The sequence below is a fragment of the Paenibacillus sp. EKM206P genome, from assembly GCF_011066155.1.
Lineage (GTDB): Bacteria > Bacillota > Bacilli > Paenibacillales > Paenibacillaceae > Paenibacillus > Paenibacillus polymyxa_D.
The window spans coordinates 117,169-140,099 of the sequence record NZ_JAAMNQ010000001.1 but is presented as its reverse complement, the minus strand read 5'-3'; the positions used below and the strand labels follow the sequence as shown (position 1 = coordinate 140,099).

The window sequence follows — 22,931 nt, the reverse complement described above, 5'->3', positions numbered from 1 at the left end:
TTATGCGCCACCTCCTAAATATCTATCCTGTGTTGTATGTTCATTTTCATAGAGGGTCATAGACTCGACCTCGGCAATGGTCAGGTAACGTAATTTGTACTCCACCGCCATGTGAGCGGGCTTGATCTCCTCAATGGCTGCTTTAAGATCCTCCACGTTAGGCGGAATCCCGATGGTATCGATAAATTTGACCGTAAATCCCCATTCGGCAGGGTGAAAAATAACATCTACCGTACCTCCGTCATACGCCTCTGCTACATTTTTGACAAGCCGACCGGAAAAAGTTCCTGCCCCTCGTAGCTTCGATTCCACCACCGCACGCCGTTGGTCCAATGGCTTCGCCAGATCGGTTTCAATCCCCAGCTCCATTTCCCAGCGTTCCAACCCCCATGTGGCGGTACGCACGAAAAACTGTCCCACTGTTGCATCCATTGCAAGATACAAGGCGTCCAATTCGCTTCCTTTAGCATCCATATCGGAACGCATCACGCGTGAGGTTTCATAATAGGCAGGCAAATAGGAAAGCAGCTCGCGTCCCCGTTCGCTGCTCATTTGACCCATTGCATCTTCCGCTAGAGTTACTCGATTAACAAAAGTGTCACTACGGTTTGCACGTTTTCCCTCGTCTGAGTTATTCAAAAGCTCTTCAAAACTGTTCATTCCGCTGTTACTCACTGACGCTCACCGTCCCCAGCACGGCCACCTGACCTGATCCAATCTCAATATTCTGATTGCTCAGTCCATTGATTTTCAGTTCAGAGAAATCAATAATAATTGGAATGTCCAGCAGCACAGCGGAAATCCGGGTGTACCGTACCAACGGATCTGCCTTGTAAAAAGCAAGCTGCTTCAAATACGTCCGCACACCGTTTTCAATCAGCTTTTTGATTTCATCCAGAGTGGATGGCTTCTCTTTGGTCCGCTGTACCTTAACCGAAACGTTTATTACTACTTCAGCCGCTGGCATGACCGTCACCACGGGGCCCGCTGGTGCCAGCCCTTCCCCTTGCCCATCCTGAGTCGGATCAATATACTTCTGCACCGCAGCCACGATATCTGGGCTGGCTGCTCGTTTGTCCGTATCCAGCACATATAACCCCACTGTTCCCGGCCCCTTCCAGAGCGGAACTACTTCCACGCCACCCACTCCAGCAATCTCATTCGCCCACTGGGTATACTGTGCCTTGTTGCCACTGGTGCCCTGGTTCCGCACCTTGGCATAAAAACGCTCCAGCAACAGCTGGTCGCTCTCAACGTCTGTGCCGCTTTTGGTTTCCTCCGTATTGATCACAGAGGCAACCCCGCTAATCGGAGTGGCCATCACCTGGATGACGCCCGCAGGTACATTACCGCTGCGCCCGGGGTTGACCGCCCGAATAGCCGCTTCCCCGGCACCTTGTTCATCCAGCGTGACCGAAGCCGTGGTCGCATACTCAGTAGAAGCTTCCCCGGATACATCATCTGCCGGGGTCGCCACCAAGGTTCCCGCCGGGACAGTCGTTCCCGCTGTGCCCGTGAACGTAACCATACCTGAGGCCGCAACCGCTTCTCGCCGTGTCACCCCATGCTCTGCTGTCCGCAAATCCAGCTCAGGCGAACGAAAATCCGGGTTGTCGCTGGCTGCTGTGCTGGCAAAGCCCCGACGCAGCAGCTCCTGCGCCCAGATCGCCGCTTCCGAGAGCATGAATGCCACCGGCGCCTGCGCATCCCAAATAAAAGAGCCCTCGGACTTATCAATATCCGAAGGCACTTTTTCCAGCATTCGATTTAAAATTTCCTCTTCCGTCTGGTCTACCAAATATTCCGGCAAGTCTGCCATTAGATCACCACACTTTCCACAATTTCCGTTTCATCCCGCACGTTCGTAATCTGGCAGCTAAAATGGCATGCCTCGCCTTCCCAGCGAAACGTGAACTGATCCACACTAGCCGTACGTGCATCTGCTAGTAGCGCCTCTGTGACCATGCGTTTAATTTCACTTTCCTGCACACCGTGCCCATAGCTGCTGCCAATGAGCTCCTCCAGTTCACTGCCATAGTCAGGTGAATAGATCACATGCCGGTAGCGAGGAGTGCGAATCGCTTTTTCACACCACTGTACCCAGGCTTCTTTCTCGCCTGTAGTCACGATTTTACGGCTAGGGCTCATAACAAACTCGCCGGCTTCAAAATCAAACCTCCAGCTTCGCCCAAATACTGCACGGTTATCCTCCAGTATATCCGGGTCGGTCATATCCTTGTCTGTCCAGATCATATCATCTGTTTCGGGAAATAAATTAGCCACGTCCACTCACCACCTTGCACACGACCACCACATCATTGCCGCTATTCACCCGAACCGCAAGTACACGATCTCCAGGCTTGAGTCCTTCGTTCAAACTGAGATTCACATCCTCCAGCTCGTCTTCCCCGATATAAAAGGAAGTTTTCAGCTCTTTGCCTTCCCAATTTTCTGATTCCACTGCGGTTGAGGTACCTTTGTACATATGGCGTGGTACAGATAGCAGTCCCGGCAGCTCCGCGACCAGATAATCCTGAAGCTCATGTTTAAAATCGTCCAGCTTGAGTCCCGTGGAGGTGATCGTGCCTAGTACCGCGCCTACTCCACTCAGCGCTTGCTTGGTATGCTTATGAAATGAAGATTGCAGCGCAGTAGCTAAATGCCCGTAGGGGTCCTTATTCAAGGTAAAACCTCCTTTTTACATCGTCATACGTTCCGAGCTCCAGCGACATACTGCCGGGGTTGCCCAATTCCCTGCTCACTGAAATGACCAACAGCTTTATGGAACCTAACATTACCGCGTCTCCTGCTCGGATCGTGTTCATATCCGGTGCATTTACCGATATCGTTTGCTGTATGCCTCTCAGCTTACTTTTAGCCAGCTCACGGGCTGCTGCACCGGACTTGACCTCGTCATCCTGCACGATCACCTGAAGTGTCCCATATTTGGCAATGTCCTTTTCCTCAAGCGCCATCACCTTGGAAGGAACCTCATTACCTGTTTCACTAGCCGCCGTAGCCAGCACTTTCACCCTCGTAGCTGCACCTTCCAGCGTGCGGGACTGTGTCGTATCAGTCACTCTCTCCAAAACATACACGTCTTTGTTCGTTCCTAGCTCGTACAGCTCCAACCCGGAAGAAATCATCCGCGGATGATACAGCTTTCCCCCCGCCTTTGCCGTTTCGCGCAGATCTCCCAGCATCATAGAATAGATGGACTGTGTGCGGTATACGGCGCGTCCCAGCGTTTTTTTCGTATCTGGCAATGAAGCGATTTTCAACTTCCAGTCCCTAGCATACTTCTGAAAACGCTGAGTAGCCGTCTGCTTGGCAGGGAGTAAATATTCATCCTCTGACTTGTCCAAATACACTGTACGGTCATACAACGTCAGCGTCATGCGTTTAAGCCCGTTGTTAGATGTTTCTACTTCCCAAATCACGGCAGGGGACAATAAGGGAACATAATCTTTTTTACCATAAGGAATCCCGCTAACCCGAATGGACATCCCAGGGGAAATAGCGGGCATATCCGGAGTAACGACAAGATTGACCGTGCCCTGATAGGCGATTTGCTCCAGCGAATCCCTCAAATTAATGTTTTCCACAAGCGGCGACAAATCATATTTATCCTGTAAAATGACTTTATAGCTCATGACAACACCAGCTTTTGCCCCGGTTTAATTGCATTCGGATTTTGTCCAATAACCTTTTTATTAAGCTGATAAATACGACTCCATTGCGAACTGTCCCCCAACTCCAGCTTGGCAATTTTGGACAAGGAATCCCCGGACTTAACCGTATATGTTTTTTTCTTTTCTTTCATATCTGTGCGGGGCTTTTTGTTGACCGCAGCCGCCTTACTTCCTGTGCCACCAGCTTTTTTGGCAACTTTCATATCACTCCAGGTCCGCAGTGACAGATCAAAATTCACATCCCCATACTCGCCGCCGCGAAAGGTGGAATTATGAGAAGCTACAATTACAGGTACATTCACGGCTGTCTCCGTAATAATAAAACGTAGCGGGTTCTTGGATAACAAAAAGCCATTTAACGTGTTCATGGCCTCCTGCGGATCAGGGATATCTTCATATGTGCAATACGCTGGATTGTACTCTTTCGGAAAAAAAGAAGAGAAGGAGATTTCCTTCACCTTCTCCCCTTGCGGGAAGTCAAACTCCCCATAGGATAAAATCGTCGTTGTATCAAATCCCTTTTGCCGTGAGATCGTCACTTCCTCAGGATTTACTGGAAACTGAAATTTTTTCCCTTTACCATCCGTCAAACTAAATTCCATCTCTTTCCTCCCTCCCCATTACTCCCATCTACTGTATTACTTAGCTACAGCGCCTACAGGCTTGGTGTTCTGCGTTGCACGCAGAATTTCAGCTTTGAGACGGTAGCCAATTTGCATAATAAGCCCATCCACATCCAGCTTGTTCTCATGTACAGTGACCTGTACAGCCCCCGCAGGAAGATTGAATTGGTTGGTAGTTTCGGTTTTAAAATCCTTCAAAAAGCCAGACAGTGTTCCCATTTGTTCAGGACTGATCTGAACTACTTGAGGAGTTGGATTGCCATTGGCCTTGCCTTTAGCTTTGGCTCCATTGTTTGCATGAGCAGCAGTATTCAGTAGTGGGTTGGGATTGACTCCCTGGTTAGCTATAGCCATCGGTCCATAAGGATTAGGGACACCTTTTGCACCTGGTTGCTGAGGTCCATGCATCACTTGAGAGCCGGGGGGTAACCCCGGAAATGGTGGCATAGGTGTTAACGGTTTGGTAGCCACAGCTACAGCAGGTTGAGGTGGTATAGCATGTTTAGGTACTTCAGGCGGCTTAGCTGGGGCTTTCTTAGGTTCATCTTTTTTACCAAAAGAGAAGAAATCAGAAAAGCCTTTACCGAAATCTCCAGCCTTATCCGAAAGCCAACCTGTTACCTGGGAAGCTTTTTCTCCAAGAAATTTACCAGCGGACTTCGCTTTGTCCATCATGGCTGGACCATAATCTGAGACTAATCCACCAATTTTTCCACCAACAAAGTCTCCCGCCATACCCCCAAGTGTAGAACCAACCACAGTACCAATACCCGGAAGCAAAAATGAACCTATAGCTCCACCTATCGCAGAACCAGCAGTTCCGCCTACAGTTGAACCAATAGCTTCTGCACGTTCTTTACCAGAGGTAGCCTTCGCGATGTTCACAATATCCATTCCATAGCTTAAAGGTCCCAACAGTTTTTTCGCTCCACCTTTTAGAAGGTTTTTGAATAAGCCTGATCCGGCTTCCTCAGCTGCACCTGCAACACTACTTGGTCTGATAATACTTGAAGCTGCATCTGCCGCAGCACTCGAACTTGCAGCGCTAGGCACCACACCAGCGGCTTCACTCGGATTTATCATCCCCAAGCTTTTAGCCTGATCAAACAATCCCTGTCCACCTTCAATTAAATCTGAAGCCCCCCCAAATTTTTCTAAAAACTCACCCCCAGATTTCCCTACATTAATTGCTTTACTAGCAAAATCTTTAAACTTCTCTCTTCGGTTAGCTCCCTGGAGTGGTCCCTTTAAAATACCAAAATCAGTTTTAAATTTTTTAAATGCTTCAGGAGCTTCAGATATGCTCTTTACTCCTTCACCAACTTTTTTTACATTACCAAGAAAATCCTTTACCTGAGTTAATGCATCCTTAGGCTCTTCTTTTTTCTCTGCAGCTGGTGTCACAGATCCCAACTTAGTACCTAAATCAATAATAGCTGCTGTATTAGTGTTTACAGCTATAGTATTCAATTGCACTGCAGTGCTTAGCAAAACGATACTTGGATTGTTATCAGCCTTTGGGGAGCCTGAGCCAGATTGAGAGTTTACCTTCACATTCACACTTCCCGAGGCGTTAATAATCTGGGATTTAACCCGGTTAATCTTGTTCAACAGATTATCCAATCCTTTGGAAGCCATATCGTTCAGCACAATTTCCGGGGCCATGCGAGTGCGGCCGATTTTCAACACACGTCCTTGAATCCGCTCAAAATAACGTTCCATTGCGCGCAATTCTCTGTTCGCCTTAATGACGTTTTGAGGATCAATCACAAGGTTCATGCGGTAATTTAATGCTTCTGCCATCTATCATGTTCACCTCCTTGTTTATGCTTTTGAAGCTGCTATGCTATCCATTTCCTGTTCGGCAAACGCCAGCAGCAGCATGCGCTCACCGCGGGGAAGCCGCCAAAAGTCTCCGGGGCGGAGGTGGTGCCGGACCCACAAGTGGTACAGCATCGTCGTCATTCCCCCGGAGCCGATTAGTTTTTTAAGTCGGCAATCTCAACGCCAAAACCGGACAGCTCCAGCACCTTATCTCCTACTGCATCCAATTCACCCGCCAGCAGCATACGGCGGACGGACTGTTCGCCACCGGACAGCTTCAAGCGGCTTGTAATCCGAGGATCGCCCCAACCGTTAAGGGACAAGCCCTTCACTTCCAGCTTTCCGGTAGCTTCTGAGATCAACAAGGCGTTGAACGTTTCAGTATCTACTTTTTCATCTACAGCCCCCTTCACGGTTCGGCGAATCGTGCAACGTTCACGAATGCTGTCCACTTTACTGGAGGTCAGGCCATGCAGCACAATTTTCATATCGAGGCGCTTGATACGAACCGTTTCTTCCGGTAGTTTTTCAGCGGCTTCAAACAGGCTGTCCAAAATTTGTTCTTCTGTCATATTCTCATTCAAACTCATAAGTCATTCTCCCTTATTGTTTATTTGTATTTAGGGAACGGAACACCTGACAGCATTCCATCCCCCGTTTTTCAATTTAGTTCGCTACAATCGGGTCCAGCAGCTCATAGCCTTCAAAGGTAAAGGTCGTTTCTTCCTGTACCTCTTCACCTGCTGTCCAGTTGGCCAGTTGGATTTTGTCAGGAGTGCAACGAATAAGACGAATACTTTCATGTCCGAAGGCTTCTGGATCATCCAATTTAGTAATAATCTCAAAACGGTTAAAACCGCGACGAATCATATCGGATGTGACCTTGTAGCCACTCATCGTTCCCGTTCCTTTTTTGATACCGCGCTTGTGCACCTTCCATTCGTTGCCCACGAGATTCAGCTCGCGTTTTTCCATCTCCACGCTGGCTTCCAGCTTATTGATATTCGTCTGCCACACCCCGTCCACATGCGCCTGACCAAACGTACCTAAAATAACTCTTGAAGCATCCAACATTTCTTTTTCCTCCTCAAAATAATCCATAATATAGTTCGGGATTTCATAAAATCCTCGTTGTTAACAAGCTACTTCATTTCTGCCGATTGCCTACGAAATGCTTATACACGTAAAATGCTTATTTATTGCACGTAAAATGTGCCGAACAACTGCTCCATCACGTCGGTGAGCTTCACGTTCCATTGCAGGAACACTTGATCCGGCTCCGGTTTGATGACTGGCGCATCGCCGTAGTAAGCCGGGTCGAGAATGACATCGTAGCCATCTGCTTCGATGACATTGCTCAGCGACAGCTGTGCCAGGTATTCTTTGATTGCACCGATAAGTGCCAGACGGCCTTCCACCGTATTGTTGATTTTGCCAATGTAAGTCTCTTCAGCTGCACGCTGCAAGTCAGCGTTAATAGCGTCCATGACACGGATGGAACGAATTTTCTTCCATGCGTTGTTTTGCCCGGCAGATGGATTCACCAAGCTGTTGATCCCGCGCAGCGCTTTGACCTGACGACCGTCGAAGAACAGCAGGAAGACACCGTTACGGACAGCCTGCTCCTGCTCGGAACGTGTCCAGCGGCGGGTTACATCCTCAAAAGGCGTAACCGCATATGTTGCCGATTGATTCAGACGTTGACCTGCAATCAGGCCAGCTACATAAGCAGCCGTTTGGGCGGAACTGTAATCCGAACCTGCCAGACGTACGCCTGTACCAACGTTCACGATGCCTTCATGGTTTAGGGCCAGGGAACGTGCAGAGGCCAAGCTGACGGCTGTTTTGGACACATCATCTGCCGCAGAACCGCCGAATACAGCGATTACGCCTTTACCTTCGCCACGGACACGCTTGATCCAGGCAGCGAAGCTTTGCAGCAATGCCAGATCAGCTGCATAATCCAGAGCCAGGACATTAAACTCTTGTCCTTCAAGTGCCTCCTGCATCGCGATGTAATCGGCATTAACCAGCTTGCTATTGCCGCTGTTGCCGCCAGTGAGGTGTACGCCGCTGACATCCACCGGAATGCCGCCGTCGCCGACAACTTCGGCCTTCACCCATACATTTTCGCTGTTCTCGTTCATCGCCTTGGCGATAGAGGCAGCCGTACCGTCACTGCCTTTGTACGTGCCGAGCAGCTTGGTTCCTTCATAGAGGCGCACCTCACGAGCTTGCTCATCACCCAAAGTTGGCTGTACAGTTACAGCAAAACCATTACCGCGGCTACCTGTGTACAAAGCCTTCAGACGCAGCACATCCGCCGGGGTCGCACCGCCGCTTTTCAGCGTCACAGATGCTTCAGCAGCTGTATCATCTGCCAAACGGTAGGCTAAGAGCTTTTTCGGACCGCCCAGCAAAGCCAGATACAGCGTCGAATACGCGGTCGCACCGTCCAGACTGTCACCCGAAAAGATTTGGCTGATTGCCGTTTCACTGCCGATCTCTACAAACTCACGTACAGGGCCCCAATTCGCCTTAACGGGCACAACGACCGTACCACGCGACCCACCTTGAATCGCTGAAGCTGCTGCTGCCTGAAAATTCATATACAAACCCGGCAATACCGGTTTATTCGTGTTTTCCCATGTTCCGCCTGCCATAATTAGTCCACCTTCGCTTTCATAAATTGTTCGATTTTAGTGTGTGCTTCTGCTACCGTAAACAGCTTGTCCTGTGTGCCAAAAAAGGCGCCTGCCAGCACTTCTTCTTTCACGGAAAACAATGGTTCTGCGTGCTCCTTTAGCTCCTCCAGCGTATAGCGAGGGCCACTTGCTTCCTGCCCGGCATATACCGGGGCCTTCTCATGGTCTTCCAAGGTCACTCGGACCACCTCATTTCAAAATAGGATGAATTTCCACTCTGCGAATCAACGCCGCTTCCTCAACTGGGCGCATACGCCGCTGTACTAGCATCAGCCGAAGCTGACCATCTAAAATGGCATCCGCCTGCAAATCGGCTGAAGCTTCAGCTGTAGACATATAACGGCCTTTGTCCTGATCCAGAGGAAGCTGGATTTGAGCGGCAAAGCCCTCGATCAGTGCGGAAGCTGCGCGGTTTTCTTCAGTGGTGTCTGGGGCGGTAATATGCCCGATGAACCGTTTGCGCAGCTCATACATGGAGGCTCCCGCCATCCTAGTTTCGCAGCCGCTCATCCGCCACAGTACCGCTTGCCGCCCCGGCTGTGCGGGCCATGCGTCGGCGTATACCGACCACGTTTCACCCAGTTGCTTCTGCGTCCAGCGGACCAGCGCGGCCAGCCACTCTTCCGGCTGTGTAGCACCGTTTGCTGGAGCGGGTGAACCACCTTCCGACTCAGGCACATACACGCCAAAACGCAGCGTTCTATAGGCCTTGCCCGTAACAGTGTCCAGCTTTTCTGCATCCCGCACGCCCAAATAGTGCGCGGTAAAAGCCGATGTGTCCTCACCTGCACCTGTCACGGGTTCCCGGTGCAGCCCAGCAATCAGGGCATTCGCCCATACATCAGCCTGCGCCAGTCCGGCTTGTCCTGCGTACAGCTTGATGCGAACAACCTGCCGATAGCCAGCCCAGGAAGACTTCCAGATTTCCTCGCCCAGCGCCATAACAGCATACGGCTCCTCTGCCGTCTGCGACGGTGGCTGAACATCGTATACACGCCCTTGCAGCGCTGGAATAATTTCAATGAGCTTTTGCTTAAAGGCTTGTCTCATTCTGCGGCATGCCACCTTTGCGTACCCTGCGTGCGCATGTTGTGGCTATTCAGCCAAGCTTTTTTCCACTTCCGTGTTCTCATCCGGCGTAGCCTCGTACTCATGCATTGCAGCATCCCTTGCTTAGGCAACACGACTCCTCCTTTCTATTCAACGAATTCCCGGGAACCGACAGAGACGATCACCGCATGAAAAAACCGGCCCTAATGGCCGGCTAACGTTTGACTGTGTGTGTCTTCGGTATGTCCTCTTGTCTTGATTCCCGATGATATAATCTTACACCCTAATAACGAATGCGTTGCCGGGGAAATGGACGATAAAAGCAGAGACTAGGGATGATGTTGGGAGGTTTTTAGAGAACGTGTGTTCCTATTATAAAAAAGGCCTTGATCCCTGTTATTACAGGAAATCAAAGCCTTTAGGAAATGATATTAAATTATAAACGAGAACAAATGGATAATTATTACATCACCCCGATTTTCGATCCGCGCCCTTCTGCAAGCCTGCCAAATTTAAAACGCCTTGGTCCGCCAGCGCAAGCGCCATTTTGTAAAAAGCACGTGTGCGAAGCTTCGTATACGTATCCTTGCTGACTGGCGGGTCTAACACGTAATTGTAAACCTTGTAATCAAACACATCGTCATCCTTTAAATAACGTTCACGGATGAGCAGCTGTTCGCGTTCATTCAAGCGACTCACTACGGCATCCACCATTTCGCAGTAGGCCAAGCGGGCGGCAGGAGCATCTACATTATATACGGCTGTCCGGGCCGTTGGATCGCTTGTCACATTTGTTGGGCCGTTCGGTCGATCCGTATAGCCAGCAGTAATAAAGCTCTCCCGATCCATAAAAGTAATCGTTTTATAAATCCGGTATTTCTCAAACACACCCTCCAATGCATTCTGCGTTTTGCGACGGTCCAATTCGGGTAAGTTATTTCTCATGTAAAGCAACACTCCTTATCTTATGCCTTTTGACAATGATGTATTTTTAAATGAAGATTTTGCAAAATCCTCAAATAGAAAACGTTCATGTTTACATTTTGTTCCCCTTTTGTTCGTATCTTGAGTATAACATAACATTATTTAGGATAGGTATCCATCGTCAAAAAAAGCAGTATAGCTCCAAAAACAGGATATTCGCTTTATTTTCCTATGCCTTTTGGCATATTACGTGCTTTTACTATTTACCTAATGGTATAATAAAACCAATATCTATGATTCTCTTGCAGAAAGGAGCCTCCATTGTGGAACAGCCAGCATTCGGAACTTACTTAAAGCAGCAGCGTGAGCACAAACAATGGAGCATCAACCAATTGGCAGATGCTGCAGGTATTAGCAATTCACAAATTTCCCGCATTGAAAATGGACTGCGCGGAATCCCCAAACCTTCCACTCTCCGCAAAATAGCGGATGCGCTTAGCGTATCCTATACCGAAATGATGAAGGCCGCCGGATATTGGGGAGACGATGATTCAATGGAGCAAAATCAACATGAACTTTATCGTTCTACTGTGCCAGAATGGGCAACCTCCAAAGACCGCCGGGATTTTAAAAAAATGCTGGAGGAAGACGACGAATTAATGTTCGATGGTATTCCGCTGGATGAAAAAGATCGTCAACGGATCAAGGACGTGCTGACAGGTCTGTTCTGGGAAGCCAAGCAGATGAACAAACATAAAAAGCCCAAAGAGCCCCGAACGGGCAAAGATCAGGGATAGCAGGTGATCGTATGAACGAGCTTATTCACAAACTTGTCCGAAAATACCGTACCAACTGTCCCTTTGATATTGCGAAAGCTCTGGGTATCCATATCCGATACTGCGATCTAGGCCCCACAACCAAAGGGCTGTATTACCACAAGTTGCGTAGAAGATTTATCGTTATCCACAATGGCCTCACACCCGAATGGGAACGGTTCGTCTGTGCGCATGAATTGGGACATGACCGACTGCATAAAGGCATTAGCCGCTTTTTTATGGAGGAGCACTCCTACTTTTCCCCAGGAAAATTTGAACAGCAGGCCAATCGGTTTGCCGTGCTTTTGTTGAGTGAAGGAAAACCGCCACTAGCTGACGAAACGTTGGATCACTATTTACCCCGGATCGGGCTGCCCAAAGAGACTGCCCTTTTTTTTGATCACAAAACAGAACGCTAGTTCCCCACCCGTAGGTTACTGTTTATTACTTCCTCTATAATATAGGTAACTAGACGATGGGTTTAACAACCGATATATCAAAAAATTTTAGTGCTTTGATATAAAATAGAAGTTATTTTTACAATCATCTGATAAAATGTGGTCGTAAGCGGTTTCTCTAATTCATTCATTTTATGGGAGGTTGAAGGAACAACATGAACTCATGGAAAAAACTCTCGTCGATCCTGACGACTGCCGCGCTTTTACTTGGGTGTCTCGGTACAGCAGCAGCAGACCCAGCAACCCATGTGGGAACAGCGGGAACGGCAACGACTCCAGTCAGCGGTAAACACATCACCATCCTACATACGAACGATACCCATGCCCACGTGGTCGCGAATGACAAGGAAATGGGATTCGCCAAGCTGGCGGGTATCATTGATCAGTACCGGGCTTCTAATCCCAATACACTGCTGCTAGATGACGGGGATACCGTTCATGGAACGACCTTCGCTACTTTGGTTAAAGGTGAGAGCATTGTGAAAGTGATTAACAAGCTGCGCTATGATGCTATGGTTCCGGGTAACCACGAGTTTAATTATGGTTGGAAGCATCTTGTCGAGCTAAGTAAGGAAATTCAGTTCCCTGTGCTCAGCGCCAATATTAAACAAACAGACGGAACACGTTTGTTCAAACCCTATGTTATTAAAGAAGTGGACGGCGTTAAAATCGGTATTATCGGTCTGACTACGCCAGAAACAGCATATAAGACGAATCCCAAAAATGTGGAGGGTATTCAATTCACCGATCCTGCGGCTGAGGCCAAAGCGGCTGTTGATGAAATCCGCAGCAAAGTAGATGTCGTTGTTGTTCTTGGTCACCTGGGGCAGGATGCGTCTAGTAAGGACACCAGCCTTAAGGTTGTTAAGGAAGTGCCTGGCATTGATATTTTCATCGATGGACACAGCCATACCGTACTGGAAAAAGGCTTGGTTAGTGACAATGGTACATTGATCGCTAGCGCAGGTGAATACACCAAGTATTTGGGTGTTGTGGACTTATGGGTTGACGGCGGTAAGGTTACGCAAAAGCAAGCCAAGCTGATTGATTCGACTCAAGCAGTGGACGTTCAGCCCAACGCTGAAATTGCTGCATTGATCGCCTCCATTCAGAAGGACCAGGAACCTATTCTAAAAGAGGTTGTAACGCAAACAAGTGTGGATCTGGAAGGAGCACGCGAAAAGGTGCGTGCAAGTGAAACCAATCTCGGTGACCTGCTCACCGATGCTATGCGTGACGTTTCGGGAGCAGATGTGGCTTTAACGAATGGTGGCGGCATCCGTGCTTCCATCAAGACGGGAACGGTAACCAAGGGAGACGTCATCACAGTGCTACCTTTCGGCAACCAGATCGTTACCCTGAAAGTGAAAGGCTCTGACATTCAGGCCGCACTGGAAAATGGTACAGCCTCCTATCCAGAGCCAAGCGGAGGTTTCCCACAGGTATCAGGTATTTCGTTCAAAATAGACACATCAGCAGCCAAAGGGAGCCGCGTTCATTCCATTCTGATCGGCGGCAAGACACTTGATCCTGAGGCAATATATACACTGGCCACCAATGATTTTACTGCCGTAGGTGGTGACCAATATACGATGTTCGCTAAATATCCACAGGCAGGTATGTTCGGCTCGCTTGATGAGGCGTTAATCCGCTACATGCAAAAGGTGGGCTCCGCTAGCCTGCAAGTACAAGCAGACGGTCGCATTCAAGAAGCCAAGACTGATGGTAAAACTTCTGTCCCTGCCGCACAAGCTGTGCCATCTGCTACAACCGCAACACCCGCACCTGTGCAGGAAAAGCCGCAATCCGTCTCTACACCGGCTGCAAAACCAGCGCCCGCAAAACCGGCACCGGCAAAGTCTCAAACAGCTAAGCCACAGCAGACATCCGATTCTGCACAAGTTACAAATAGCCATGTATATGTTGTGAAATCCGGGGATACGCTGTATGACATTTCCCGCAAACATGGTACCACCTGGCAGCAGCTTCAACAGTTGAATAAGTTGAAGAATCCTCACCGTATTTATCCCGGACAAAAGTTAGATCTCCCGGCCTAATTCGATAGCTAGCAAAGGCAGCATCCTAGTAGTTCCGGATGCTGCCGTAGGTCAGGCGTTTATAGATATGCGATAGTCCAAGCTCATTTGGACATCGCATATTTTTTTTAAAAGCAAACCTTTTAACCGCTGACAAGTTGTGAACCGAGAGGTATGATGGAGAAGAGTCACTCGGGCAAGAACATTCGTCCCGATCCCCATCGGGATCAGTTATATGTGTGGAAGGAGTCCAGAAATGCAATACATTATTTACGATCTTGAATTTACCGTTAGTCGTAACGCCAGATATTCCTCCGAAATCATTGATATCGGTGCCGTCAAAGTTGTTCAGGGAGACGATGGCCTATACGTTGCGGATACGTTTCACAGTTTTGTAAGACCCTCGAATCGACCTGTACTCTCTACTGATACCGTTCAGTTCACGGGTATTACTCAACGAGACATTGATGCCGCTCCACTATTTCCTGAAGCTGTGAAGGAGTTCATAGCCTGGCTCGGTACGGATTCCCCTTATTATTTATGCGCATGGGGCCCGGATGACCGTCAGAAGCTGGTATCCCATTGTCGTACCCATCATGTAGATCTCGGATGGATTCATAATACAAATGATATACAGAAGCAGATTTCCCGTCTGCTTGGTTCCAATGGAAAGTACCGTCAGTTGAGCCTGTCTCAGGCGCTGGAATTGTGCAACATTGACTTTGACGGTCAACAACACCGGGCACTGGATGATGCCGTGAACACCGCTCAGGTTTTCATGTACCATTTTGATCGTATTACATTAGTTCATAATGCTGCTGACGATGAGGAAAGCCGTGGATCGAAGCTCGTCTACTCCTCACCTGAAGAAGAGCAGGAACAGTACAGTCCTTTTGGCAATCTCGCCAACCTGTTTAAGGACCGTTAAGCGGATAGCTCCCCGGCCCGTTCCGGGGGATCTCCCCCTGTTATTCTTAATTTCCTGCCTTTTTATCGAAATAGAATGCCCCCCAGGTCCGCAGCATTTCTTGCATTCGTTTGCGGTACCGTAAAGGCTCCAGGATCTCGGCCTCAGCTCCATAGGAAGTGAGCCAATCCAAAAATTCACGGTCATGATTGACCGTCACCTCAAACAACAAACTTCCATCCGGCAAATCCTTAAGAAAAGGCTTGATGAACAGTTCCTCTTCTTTGACCCGATATACAGACTCGGCAGAAAAACGTACCACAAACCGGATATTCTGATTTCCTTTGGTCACCGACCAGGTCCCTTTAAAAAACATTTCCATTTCAGTTGTATTTTTTTGAAACGTATACGGCAAAATTCTCATGTTCCGAAATCGGCTGATCCGAAAGGTTCTCATCGCGGATTGCTTGTGACAAAAACCAAGCATATAGAATCGCCGATCCTGCGGAACCAAACAATAAGGATCCACCTGAACGAGTGAAACATCTTCATTTTGAGGCGAACTGTATTCCGCTTCAATGGTCTGCTGCGTAAGACTCGCTAAAACAATCAGCCTGAGCAGATAGGGCTGGTTTTCCCGATCAAGTGTCGAGCCGAGCCGGACAATATTTTTCATTTCCTGCGCGAAGCTCGTCTGTTCCATCTTTTTTTTCTGACTAGAGGCCATCACTTTCTCATAAGCACTTTCAAAAGCTGGCGGTAAAAGAGGCTTTACCGTTTCCATAATCTCTCCCAGCTTAGTAAAAGCCTCTGCCTCTTCTTCCGTCCAATTCAGAGGATACAAAGCGAAATTGCTAATAAAAATGTACCCCTTGCCATGCCCCATATTCGCAATCGGTATATGCATAGCGCTTAGCGCCTCCATATCTCGGTATATGGTACGTTCTGATGTTTCACAACGTTCGGCAAGCTCTCTTGCCAATATCCCTGGATTTGCCTGAACAATAGTAATAATCCGCATTAAACGTATCAACCGATCAGTCAAGGAAGTCTCTCCTTTACAAAAAGATAGTAAATTAGACTCACTATATTACACAAATAAACTAGCATAATTGCCTATCTCAAAGTATCATTTTCAGTAAAATGAACATCTTCTAGCGATATTGCCTTATTGAAAAAGACTTTAGAACTATACGCTGTAAATGATACAAAAGTACCACTCCATTTATTACGTATAGCCAGAAGCAACTCGGCTTCCTGCAGGTAGTCCATATCATCGCTTCTTGCTGCACGTATAAGTAATTCATCTGCTTGTCTGGTAAGGATGAACGCCCCTTGCTCATATTCCCCTTTCTCGTACATACGCAATGCCTTTTTTACAATAGGGGACGTCTCATTCAGCTTTATGTATTTTTCCACCTTCGGGTTGGATGGAATGCTCAGCAGACCAAGATGATGCGTAAAATGGATGTAGAGCTGGTCTGTCCGGATCATCGTTCGCTTTTCCTGCGATGGCTTGCGCCAGCTCCACTCCATCATTCCAATCGTATGTCTTCCGGACGAGTGAGCCGGTATAGAAAACGTCAAAATAGCCTGTCTATATTTTCCCCGCCGTACATCACCACAGTGAACAAACATGCTATCTCCGTTTTCCGAGCGTTTAAAACCGAGCCTTACCCCTTCAGCTTTTAATAGACTTACCCCGTTTTCTGGAATGAACTGGAGTTGAAGGTCACATCCCGCTGCTTTCGGTATTAGATTTCCTTTTCTTTTACGTTTAGCTCCATAGCCCCATTCTATCAGTAGATTTACTTGTTTGGACCCATTCGCAGATATAGACTCTTTGTCCCATGTGTACGTTACATTGAGCATTGACTTCACCACTGGTAAATTCCCCCTAAAAGAACATGTAACTCTAAATTAACAGTGTTATCTGACACTATATTGTCAGGGAACGTATGTTTGATTGTGAAAATTATACATGGGAATCTTTATGAAGGGGGACCTAGTTTGGTAAATAACATTTTAAACCATTTGAATTACATGAACGCGCAAAAATAGCCCGGCGTATGCCGGGCTATTTTATAGTCTACTTCTATACTTAAACTTATGAGATTGTAGTTTCTGTTAAAGAAACATTCGTTTTTGTGCAAATATCAGATATAGGGGCAAAAGTAGTACTATCTACGACGAGATCCTTTGATAACGGCTTTCCATTTACAGTGATTTTTAAAGTTTTATAGTTTTGTTCTTTCTCATTCATCTTGCAAAATCTCCTTCTATATTAATTTTTAATATATTTCAGTTCATATATTCATATTTAAGACCTGATCAGGTGCGGATCGTTCTTTACTCGTATGCTAGAAAAAATGCCGGAATGTTGCCGCTTCCTTGATATACCCGTTTTAAGGTACACTTAAACTCATATATCGACTTTTTTTGAGATCATTTTCTCCGTATTTATCGTCCGTTTCTTCAAAAATCTGCATCCGTATCGTTATATTATACGTAACCATGTCATATGGGTAATGATCTATATCATCTAACATCTTGGTTTATCAAAAGGGGGAACATCTCTTGGCACGACCAACTTGTCGCTTTGCTTTGTATCGCCGCATTGTCTGCGCTGCTATAGCACTTTTGTTTATTTTTGGGATAACTCGTGTACCCGAAGTACATGCTGCTTATTGGGATGATGTATATCAGGGCTTCGAGCAATTTTCGAGGTTACCTGGTGATGTATATCAGCTCAAGGAAAGCTATCGACAAACACAGGAGGATCTGGAAAAGGCCCGTAACAGCTTAGAAGCCTATCAAGAGCAAAACGCCCAATTGCTGGAGCAAAACCGCAAGCTGACTGACACAGTCACAGAATTAAAAAATCTTCAAACCCAGCGCGATCAGGCTTCACATCGAAATAAAATGCTCATCATCACAGCTATAATTCTGCTGGCCGGTTATTTTATCGGTATCCGACTGTTGCGTTACGGGATGCGTCGACGTTCGGGAAGATACTAACTGTCTGAAAGGATGAAAGGTCTGAATGGACATACAAGCAGGACAACACCATGATGAAAGCGTCGGTTCGGTCGTAACGCTCGATCTGGCGGAAGGAGAAAAGCTGCACGTTCTGCATCCGCAGCAAATCATCGCATACCGCGGACCCAGCTCAGGCCGCAGTGATAAACTGATGAATATTAAGGGCATGTATCGCAAACACAAACTGATTCAGGCCGATTTCACAGGAGCTTGTCGCCTAATTGCCGCACTTCCACCTGGCTTTAGTCTAAAAATGATTAAGCTTGAAGGAAGCGATGATCTGTTATACGATTTTCGCAACCTGTTCTGGTACAGCTCCGGTATCCAAATGCGTACTAAGCTGCTAAGCATGAAAAACATGTTATTTAGCCGTGATGTTATAAAAATGAAATTTGATGGTGTGGGTCAAATCGGTCTTTTGACGCAGGGATTGGTATGTCAGGAACAGCTTCATCCGACAGAACCGATCTATGTGGATGCGAGCAGCGTCATTGCCTATCCCGAAAACGCCCATCTGGAGTTGACCGTGTACGGCAACCATCTGGCCAGCCAGCATATGAACTATCATTTTAAAATGACCGGACAGGGTACCGTACTATTCCATGCCGGGGAGCATCATCGGCGGCTCCAACAGGATATGAACGACGATGGCGTGATCAAGCGATTTTTAAGGGAAGTCATTCCATTTGGTGGAGTGTTTATCAAATAGCCCTGCCATGCTATAATGACAATGCTAAAGCCGTCTGTCCTCGTGGCAGATACTAATGAAGAAAATCCATGCGTCATGCATGGGAGAGGTTCGCGAACTCCCTCTATAAAAAACTAACGATGCTTTGTCCTCCGCAAGAAAAATGATTTCTCGGGGCAAGGCCTGTTTTTTGTTGAAGTCGGTTCAAGAACTCTCCTTCTTCCAAGTGACAAGACTTGTGTCTTGCACCATTCCAAGAAGATCGAGAGGTTTTTTTATGTTTGCAAACGAAAAAGCAGTCGTCGTATTCAGCGGCGGCCAAGACAGCACAACCTGTTTATTTTGGGCAAAAGAACATTTTGCTGAAGTAGAAACCGTGACATTCGATTACGGTCAACGCCACAAGCAGGAAATCGAAGTAGCCGCTGGAATCGCCCGCGAACTGGGTGTTCCGCAAACGGTACTGGATATGAGCCTGCTTAATCAACTAGCCCCTAATGCCCTCACACGCACAGACATTGACATTACTCAACAGGAAGGCGAACTGCCTAGCACCTTTGTAGACGGTCGCAACCTACTGTTCCTGAGCTTCGCGGGAGTTCTCGCCAAGCAAAAAGGAGCGCGCCACATCATTACAGGCGTATGTGAGACGGATTTCAGCGGCTATCCCGATTGCCGGGACTCCTTTATCAAATCGCTGAACGTCACACTGAATCTTTCGATGGACTATCCCTTTGTGATTCATACCCCGCTCATGTGGTTGAACAAGGCCGAAACTTGGCACATGGCCGATGAGCTGAAAGCTTTTGAATTTGTAAGAACACGTACACTAACGTGCTATAACGGCGTCATTGGCGATGGCTGTGGCGAATGCCCTGCTTGCAAACTTCGCCGTGCTGGACTGGAGCAATATCTCGCGGTGCGCGGAGCTTCATCCCAAGGAGTTGAAGGTCATGCGTGAGCCAGGTACCTTTCGCATTGTCGATAAGCTCCAAGAGTTCGGGACAGACATTGAGCGCTCTCAGCTGCGTTATCACCGCAAACGTGTACTCGTCAGCAAACAATTTACATTCGATGCAGCACATCATTTACACTGCTACGAAGGCAAATGCAAAAATCTGCATGGACATACCTATATCGTCGTATTTGGCATAAGTGGTATACCGGGCGAAACGGGTCTAACGCTGGATTTTGGTGACATCAAAACGATCTGGAAAGAGCGGATTGAGCCTTTTCTGGACCACCGTTACTTGAATGAGACGCTTCCTCCAATGAATACAACGGCGGAAAATATGGTCGTCTGGATCTTTGAACAAATGGAGTCAGCCTTGACCTCGGAGGCATACCGCAACCGTGTCGAAGGTGGACGTACCGAGTTTGTACGGTTGTTCGAGACACCTACCAGCTACGCCGAGTTCCGACGGGAGTGGATGCTCGATGAGTAATACCGTGACTTCTCACCAACCCATGACAGCCTCCCAAGGCACCCAAATAGCCCCTATTCCCGTACTGGAGGTGTTTGGTCCCACTGTTCAGGGCGAAGGTATGGTCATTGGTCGTAAAACGATGTTTGTACGCACCGCAGGCTGCGATTACCATTGCTCATGGTGCGACTCCGCCTTTACCTGGGACGGCAGCGCCAAGGATCAGATCCGTCGTCTGAGTGCCACGGACATTTGGCAGGAGCTGAAGGCCATCGGCGGCGAACGCTTTTCGCATGTGACCCTTTCTGGAGGCAATCCTGCCCTGCTACCGCAGCTTGGGGAGCTAATCACCCTGCTGCGCAGTCAAGGCATTGCCACCGCTGTCGAAACACAAGGCTCCCGTTGGCAGGAATGGCTGTACGATATCGATGAGGTAACCCTATCCCCGAAATCGCCCAGCTCTGGTATGACGACCAACTGGGACGTGCTGGATGATATTGTCGCCCGTCTGTCGAACCGGAAAATGGCTTATGAGTCCCGAGCGACGTCCCACGTCGCAATCGCAACAGACTTGAAGGAACCCGCTAATGAATCTGCGCGGCTCTATACCGGAGCTTGCAGCTTGAAGGTCGTCATCTTCGATGACACCGATCTTGCCTATGCCCGCACTGTTCACGAGCGCTATCCACACGTACCGCTGTTCCTTCAGACGGGTAATCCAGATGTAAACACGGAGAATACCGGACAGATAGCGGAGTCCCTACTCCATCGTTATGAATGGCTTATCGATCGTGTCATGGACGATTCCCTACTAAACGATGTAAGAGTACTCCCGCAGCTCCACACCCTCGTATGGGGCAACAAACGCGGCGTATAACACTTATATGTAATATATTCCGTATGCGCTGTATGTGATACACAAAGGAGAGCATTACTCACTTCTATCCCAACCTACACGTAAACGAGTAGGACTTTATGGTGATGACGGCGGTCGGCAGCGAAGCGGAGACTCAAATCATTCGCGGAGCGACCTCCCACCACCATAACTCCCTCTCTCTTTTACCAAACCAACTTACTTTAAGGAGCCTCATCCATATGACCGGAAGAACACCCGAAGAAATGACCGACGTTACCCTACTTGGCAATCAAGGCACACAATACACTTTCGCCTATGATCCCGCCATTCTCGAAAGCTTTGATAATAAACATCCCTATCGGGATTATTTTGTTAAGTTCAATTGCCCGGAGTTCACCAGCCTGTGTCCGATTACAGGACAACCTGATTTTGCAACCATCTATATCAGCTACATTCCCGATATTAAAATGGTAGAAAGCAAATCCCTTAAGCTGTACCTGTTCAGCTTCCGTAACCACGGCGATTTCCATGAAGACTGCGTCAACATCATCATGAATGACTTAATTAAGCTGATGGACCCTCGATACATTGAAGTATGGGGCAAATTCACGCCACGCGGCGGTATCTCTATCGACCCGTACACCAACTACGGCAAGCCAGGAACAAAGTATGAACAGATAGCGGAGCACCGCATGATGAATCATGATATGTACCCAGAAAAGGTTGATAACCGTTAAGCTAATAACTCTTCTGACATAGCGTAAATATCAAGGGGTTGTCCTAAAGTCATCAAATGACTCAGGGACAACCCCTTCGTTTTACTGAAAGGAGACTGTGCACGCTTGTGGCATTACACATCCAGATCAAATCTTGATTTTTTATATTCATACGGTGTTTTACCCATAACTTCTCTAAAAGCTTTTCTGAAAGATTTCTCGTTTGGAAACCCGACCTCGTAAGAAATTTCTGTAAGTGACTTATTAGTTGAATCCAGTAAATCGATCGCCTTCTCCAAACAAAGAATTTGCTTGTATTCGGTAAACGTCTGGCCTGTATATTTATGAAACATTCGCGACAAATAAGCCTCCGAATAACCGCAGATACGGGCCGTTTTGGCCAAGCTAATATTTTCAGTATAATGCTCTTTAATAAAGTCCATGATTGTCTTTATCTTTTGTTGCTTTTCACTGAATACTTCCGGTGGAATGTCTGTCGTCTGACTAAAATGATTGACAAGCAAATATTTCAGTTCAATAATTCGGCTTTGCTCTAAAATGTAGTCGTATTTGCTTTTGGAAATATGTAGATCATATATATCCATAAACAATCCCCTTAATTTAGAGATTATAGGTTCTTCAACTTGTTTCTCTTGCGTGTTTAAATGGATGATTACTTGTTCATTGGCAAAGAAAGTGTCTGGAAATTGCAGCACAATGACTTGGTTCTCCGTAATGCTCTGCGTGGAATGCGGAACATTGCTGTTAATGAATAGCGCATCCTTTTCCATCAAAATAGTTATTTTTCCTTCATGCCACACCTTTAGACTTCCACTTGTACAGTAGATCAACTCCATATTGCTGTGAAAATGCATAGGAATGACTCTTTCTGTATCTCTGGATTGGAACATAAAAAGGTTAATCATTTTTTTTCTATCTATTTCGATATGTTCATATATTTTTTTCATCACCACACCTCATCAGCCAGCCATGAGTAATTCATCTGTATTCTATATTAAGGCATAAACTCTTATACTAATACTCATACTATACCGATAGTAAAATGCCCGGACAAGCAGAATCTATTCAACGGACCAAAAATAAAAAAGAAGGCAGTTCTTCCCGCAAACGGGATAATGAACAGCCTTCCTTAACCTGCTTGCAACCCGGCAAG

Annotated in this window: 27 protein-coding genes and 1 riboswitch; of the genes, 10 read left to right on the top strand and 17 right to left on the bottom strand. The window is 47.4% G+C overall.

The features are described 5' to 3' along the window. From G9G53_RS00620 to G9G53_RS00560, 13 genes are all read right to left on the bottom strand, one after another. Positions 1-675, bottom strand: a complete 675-nt coding sequence (locus G9G53_RS00620) for a YmfQ family protein (protein ID WP_165144606.1) — start codon at positions 673-675, stop codon at positions 1-3. Further along, positions 668-1,819, bottom strand: a complete 1,152-nt coding sequence (locus G9G53_RS00615; protein WP_165144603.1) for a baseplate J/gp47 family protein — start codon at positions 1,817-1,819, stop codon at positions 668-670. Before G9G53_RS00615 ends, G9G53_RS00620 begins: the two co-directional genes overlap by 8 nt. After that, positions 1,819-2,283, bottom strand: coding sequence for a DUF2634 domain-containing protein (locus tag G9G53_RS00610; protein WP_165144600.1), 465 nt, complete (start codon positions 2,281-2,283; stop codon positions 1,819-1,821). Before G9G53_RS00610 ends, G9G53_RS00615 begins: the two co-directional genes overlap by 1 nt. Beyond that, positions 2,276-2,683, bottom strand: a complete 408-nt coding sequence (locus G9G53_RS00605; protein WP_014280222.1) for a hypothetical protein — start codon at positions 2,681-2,683, stop codon at positions 2,276-2,278. Before G9G53_RS00605 ends, G9G53_RS00610 begins: the two co-directional genes overlap by 8 nt. Then, a complete protein-coding gene (locus G9G53_RS00600; protein ID WP_165144597.1) occupies positions 2,676-3,653 on the bottom strand; it encodes an XkdQ/YqbQ family protein in 978 nt (325 codons plus the stop codon). Before G9G53_RS00600 ends, G9G53_RS00605 begins: the two co-directional genes overlap by 8 nt. After that, on the bottom strand, positions 3,650-4,294 hold the full coding sequence (locus G9G53_RS00595; protein WP_165144594.1) for a LysM peptidoglycan-binding domain-containing protein: 645 nt from the start codon (positions 4,292-4,294) through the stop codon (positions 3,650-3,652). Before G9G53_RS00595 ends, G9G53_RS00600 begins: the two co-directional genes overlap by 4 nt. Before the next feature lie 36 nt (positions 4,295-4,330). Next, positions 4,331-6,118, bottom strand: a complete 1,788-nt coding sequence (locus G9G53_RS00590) for a hypothetical protein (protein ID WP_165144590.1) — start codon at positions 6,116-6,118, stop codon at positions 4,331-4,333. A 176-nt stretch (positions 6,119-6,294) separates the two neighbouring features. Then, positions 6,295-6,729 (bottom strand): phage tail assembly chaperone, encoded by a 435-nt coding sequence (locus G9G53_RS00585; RefSeq protein WP_007429164.1) that lies wholly within the window; start codon positions 6,727-6,729, stop codon positions 6,295-6,297. 76 nt (positions 6,730-6,805) lie between these two features. Further along, complete coding sequence (locus G9G53_RS00580) at positions 6,806-7,213, bottom strand: phage tail tube protein (RefSeq protein WP_069011551.1); 408 nt, start codon at positions 7,211-7,213, stop codon at positions 6,806-6,808. Between the two features lie 122 nt (positions 7,214-7,335). Beyond that, on the bottom strand, positions 7,336-8,802 hold the full coding sequence (locus tag G9G53_RS00575; RefSeq protein ID WP_165144587.1) for a phage tail sheath family protein: 1,467 nt from the start codon (positions 8,800-8,802) through the stop codon (positions 7,336-7,338). A 2-nt stretch (positions 8,803-8,804) separates the two neighbouring features. Further along, complete coding sequence (locus tag G9G53_RS00570; RefSeq protein ID WP_165144584.1) at positions 8,805-9,023, bottom strand: hypothetical protein; 219 nt, start codon at positions 9,021-9,023, stop codon at positions 8,805-8,807. Between the two features lie 10 nt (positions 9,024-9,033). Continuing rightward, a complete protein-coding gene (locus tag G9G53_RS00565; protein ID WP_165144581.1) occupies positions 9,034-9,894 on the bottom strand; it encodes a hypothetical protein in 861 nt (286 codons plus the stop codon). A gap of 468 nt (positions 9,895-10,362) precedes the next feature. Next, the gene (locus G9G53_RS00560) at positions 10,363-10,839 is read right to left on the bottom strand and encodes an ArpU family phage packaging/lysis transcriptional regulator (RefSeq protein WP_165144578.1); all 477 of its coding nucleotides are present in this window, start codon (positions 10,837-10,839) and stop codon (positions 10,363-10,365) included. A 302-nt stretch (positions 10,840-11,141) separates the two neighbouring features. Here G9G53_RS00560 and G9G53_RS00555 point away from each other — a divergent pair, with 302 nt between their 5' ends. The 4 genes from G9G53_RS00555 to G9G53_RS00540 all read left to right on the top strand — a co-directional run bounded on the left by G9G53_RS00555 (position 11,142) and on the right by G9G53_RS00540 (position 15,055). Next, positions 11,142-11,615 carry a helix-turn-helix domain-containing protein gene (locus G9G53_RS00555; RefSeq protein ID WP_039269479.1) on the top strand — a complete coding sequence of 158 codons (474 nt, stop codon included), beginning with the start codon at positions 11,142-11,144 and terminating at the stop codon, positions 11,613-11,615. Between the two features lie 11 nt (positions 11,616-11,626). Further along, positions 11,627-12,052: an ImmA/IrrE family metallo-endopeptidase gene (locus tag G9G53_RS00550; protein WP_029516155.1), complete on the top strand. Its 426-nt coding sequence runs from the start codon at positions 11,627-11,629 to the stop codon at positions 12,050-12,052. A gap of 194 nt (positions 12,053-12,246) precedes the next feature. Further along, a complete protein-coding gene (locus G9G53_RS00545; RefSeq protein ID WP_165144575.1) occupies positions 12,247-14,148 on the top strand; it encodes a 5'-nucleotidase C-terminal domain-containing protein in 1,902 nt (633 codons plus the stop codon). A gap of 235 nt (positions 14,149-14,383) precedes the next feature. Further along, positions 14,384-15,055 carry a 3'-5' exonuclease gene (locus G9G53_RS00540; RefSeq protein ID WP_029516153.1) on the top strand — a complete coding sequence of 224 codons (672 nt, stop codon included), beginning with the start codon at positions 14,384-14,386 and terminating at the stop codon, positions 15,053-15,055. A 46-nt stretch (positions 15,056-15,101) separates the two neighbouring features. Here G9G53_RS00540 and G9G53_RS00535 read toward each other — a convergent pair whose 3' ends face one another. The 3 genes from G9G53_RS00535 to G9G53_RS00525 all read right to left on the bottom strand — a co-directional run bounded on the left by G9G53_RS00535 (position 15,102) and on the right by G9G53_RS00525 (position 17,297). Continuing rightward, the gene (locus G9G53_RS00535) at positions 15,102-16,079 is read right to left on the bottom strand and encodes a helix-turn-helix transcriptional regulator (protein ID WP_029516152.1); all 978 of its coding nucleotides are present in this window, start codon (positions 16,077-16,079) and stop codon (positions 15,102-15,104) included. A 71-nt stretch (positions 16,080-16,150) separates the two neighbouring features. After that, the gene (locus G9G53_RS00530) at positions 16,151-16,918 is read right to left on the bottom strand and encodes a hypothetical protein (RefSeq protein ID WP_029516151.1); all 768 of its coding nucleotides are present in this window, start codon (positions 16,916-16,918) and stop codon (positions 16,151-16,153) included. A 223-nt stretch (positions 16,919-17,141) separates the two neighbouring features. Continuing rightward, entirely contained in the window at positions 17,142-17,297 is a 156-nt protein-coding gene (locus G9G53_RS00525) for a hypothetical protein (RefSeq protein WP_165144572.1), read from the bottom strand. Positions 17,298-17,611: 314 nt separating this feature from the next. On the opposite strand from G9G53_RS00525, the gene G9G53_RS00520 reads away from it, so the two are divergent. The 6 genes from G9G53_RS00520 (at position 17,612) to queF (ending at position 21,778) form a co-directional block, all read left to right on the top strand. Beyond that, positions 17,612-18,052, top strand: a complete 441-nt coding sequence (locus tag G9G53_RS00520; protein ID WP_023987365.1) for a hypothetical protein — start codon at positions 17,612-17,614, stop codon at positions 18,050-18,052. A gap of 25 nt (positions 18,053-18,077) precedes the next feature. Continuing rightward, on the top strand, positions 18,078-18,782 hold the full coding sequence (locus tag G9G53_RS00515; RefSeq protein ID WP_069011542.1) for an AIM24 family protein: 705 nt from the start codon (positions 18,078-18,080) through the stop codon (positions 18,780-18,782). A 79-nt stretch (positions 18,783-18,861) separates the two neighbouring features. Beyond that, a riboswitch (PreQ1 riboswitch) is annotated at positions 18,862-18,905 on the top strand. Positions 18,906-19,038: 133 nt separating this feature from the next. Beyond that, positions 19,039-19,722 (top strand): 7-cyano-7-deazaguanine synthase QueC, encoded by a 684-nt coding sequence (queC, locus tag G9G53_RS00510; RefSeq protein ID WP_165144569.1) that lies wholly within the window; start codon positions 19,039-19,041, stop codon positions 19,720-19,722. Next, positions 19,715-20,206 (top strand): 6-carboxytetrahydropterin synthase QueD, encoded by a 492-nt coding sequence (gene queD / locus G9G53_RS00505; RefSeq protein ID WP_165144566.1) that lies wholly within the window; start codon positions 19,715-19,717, stop codon positions 20,204-20,206. The genes queC and queD overlap by 8 nt, the downstream gene beginning before the upstream one ends. Then, on the top strand, positions 20,199-21,062 hold the full coding sequence (gene queE, locus G9G53_RS00500) for a 7-carboxy-7-deazaguanine synthase QueE (protein ID WP_165144563.1): 864 nt from the start codon (positions 20,199-20,201) through the stop codon (positions 21,060-21,062). The genes queD and queE overlap by 8 nt, the downstream gene beginning before the upstream one ends. A gap of 218 nt (positions 21,063-21,280) precedes the next feature. Next, complete coding sequence (gene queF, locus G9G53_RS00495; RefSeq protein ID WP_029516147.1) at positions 21,281-21,778, top strand: preQ(1) synthase; 498 nt, start codon at positions 21,281-21,283, stop codon at positions 21,776-21,778. Positions 21,779-21,891: 113 nt separating this feature from the next. Here queF and G9G53_RS00490 read toward each other — a convergent pair whose 3' ends face one another. Beyond that, a complete protein-coding gene (locus G9G53_RS00490; RefSeq protein ID WP_029516146.1) occupies positions 21,892-22,725 on the bottom strand; it encodes an AraC family transcriptional regulator in 834 nt (277 codons plus the stop codon). Positions 22,726-22,931: the final 206 nt, after the last annotated feature.

Coding starts and splice junctions, on each gene's coding strand:
- G9G53_RS00540 (WP_029516153.1), top strand. CDS start 14,384: ATGCAATACATTATTTACGATCTTGAATTTACCGTTAGTCGTAACGCC.
- queD (WP_165144566.1), top strand. CDS start 19,715: ATGCGTGAGCCAGGTACCTTTCGCATTGTCGATAAGCTCCAAGAGTTC.
- queC (WP_165144569.1), top strand. CDS start 19,039: ATGTTTGCAAACGAAAAAGCAGTCGTCGTATTCAGCGGCGGCCAAGAC.
- queF (WP_029516147.1), top strand. CDS start 21,281: ATGACCGGAAGAACACCCGAAGAAATGACCGACGTTACCCTACTTGGC.
- G9G53_RS00550 (WP_029516155.1), top strand. CDS start 11,627: ATGAACGAGCTTATTCACAAACTTGTCCGAAAATACCGTACCAACTGT.
- queE (WP_165144563.1), top strand. CDS start 20,199: ATGAGTAATACCGTGACTTCTCACCAACCCATGACAGCCTCCCAAGGC.
- G9G53_RS00545 (WP_165144575.1), top strand. CDS start 12,247: ATGAACTCATGGAAAAAACTCTCGTCGATCCTGACGACTGCCGCGCTT.
- G9G53_RS00615 (WP_165144603.1), bottom strand. CDS start 1,819: ATGGCAGACTTGCCGGAATATTTGGTAGACCAGACGGAAGAGGAAATT.
- G9G53_RS00560 (WP_165144578.1), bottom strand. CDS start 10,839: ATGAGAAATAACTTACCCGAATTGGACCGTCGCAAAACGCAGAATGCA.
- G9G53_RS00595 (WP_165144594.1), bottom strand. CDS start 4,294: ATGGAATTTAGTTTGACGGATGGTAAAGGGAAAAAATTTCAGTTTCCA.
- G9G53_RS00575 (WP_165144587.1), bottom strand. CDS start 8,802: ATGGCAGGCGGAACATGGGAAAACACGAATAAACCGGTATTGCCGGGT.
- G9G53_RS00565 (WP_165144581.1), bottom strand. CDS start 9,894: ATGAGACAAGCCTTTAAGCAAAAGCTCATTGAAATTATTCCAGCGCTG.
- G9G53_RS00590 (WP_165144590.1), bottom strand. CDS start 6,118: ATGGCAGAAGCATTAAATTACCGCATGAACCTTGTGATTGATCCTCAA.
- G9G53_RS00525 (WP_165144572.1), bottom strand. CDS start 17,297: ATGAATGAGAAAGAACAAAACTATAAAACTTTAAAAATCACTGTAAAT.
- G9G53_RS00600 (WP_165144597.1), bottom strand. CDS start 3,653: ATGAGCTATAAAGTCATTTTACAGGATAAATATGATTTGTCGCCGCTT.
- G9G53_RS00490 (WP_029516146.1), bottom strand. CDS start 22,725: ATGAAAAAAATATATGAACATATCGAAATAGATAGAAAAAAAATGATT.
- G9G53_RS00585 (WP_007429164.1), bottom strand. CDS start 6,729: ATGAGTTTGAATGAGAATATGACAGAAGAACAAATTTTGGACAGCCTG.
- G9G53_RS00580 (WP_069011551.1), bottom strand. CDS start 7,213: ATGTTGGATGCTTCAAGAGTTATTTTAGGTACGTTTGGTCAGGCGCAT.
- G9G53_RS00515 (WP_069011542.1), top strand. CDS start 18,078: ATGGACATACAAGCAGGACAACACCATGATGAAAGCGTCGGTTCGGTC.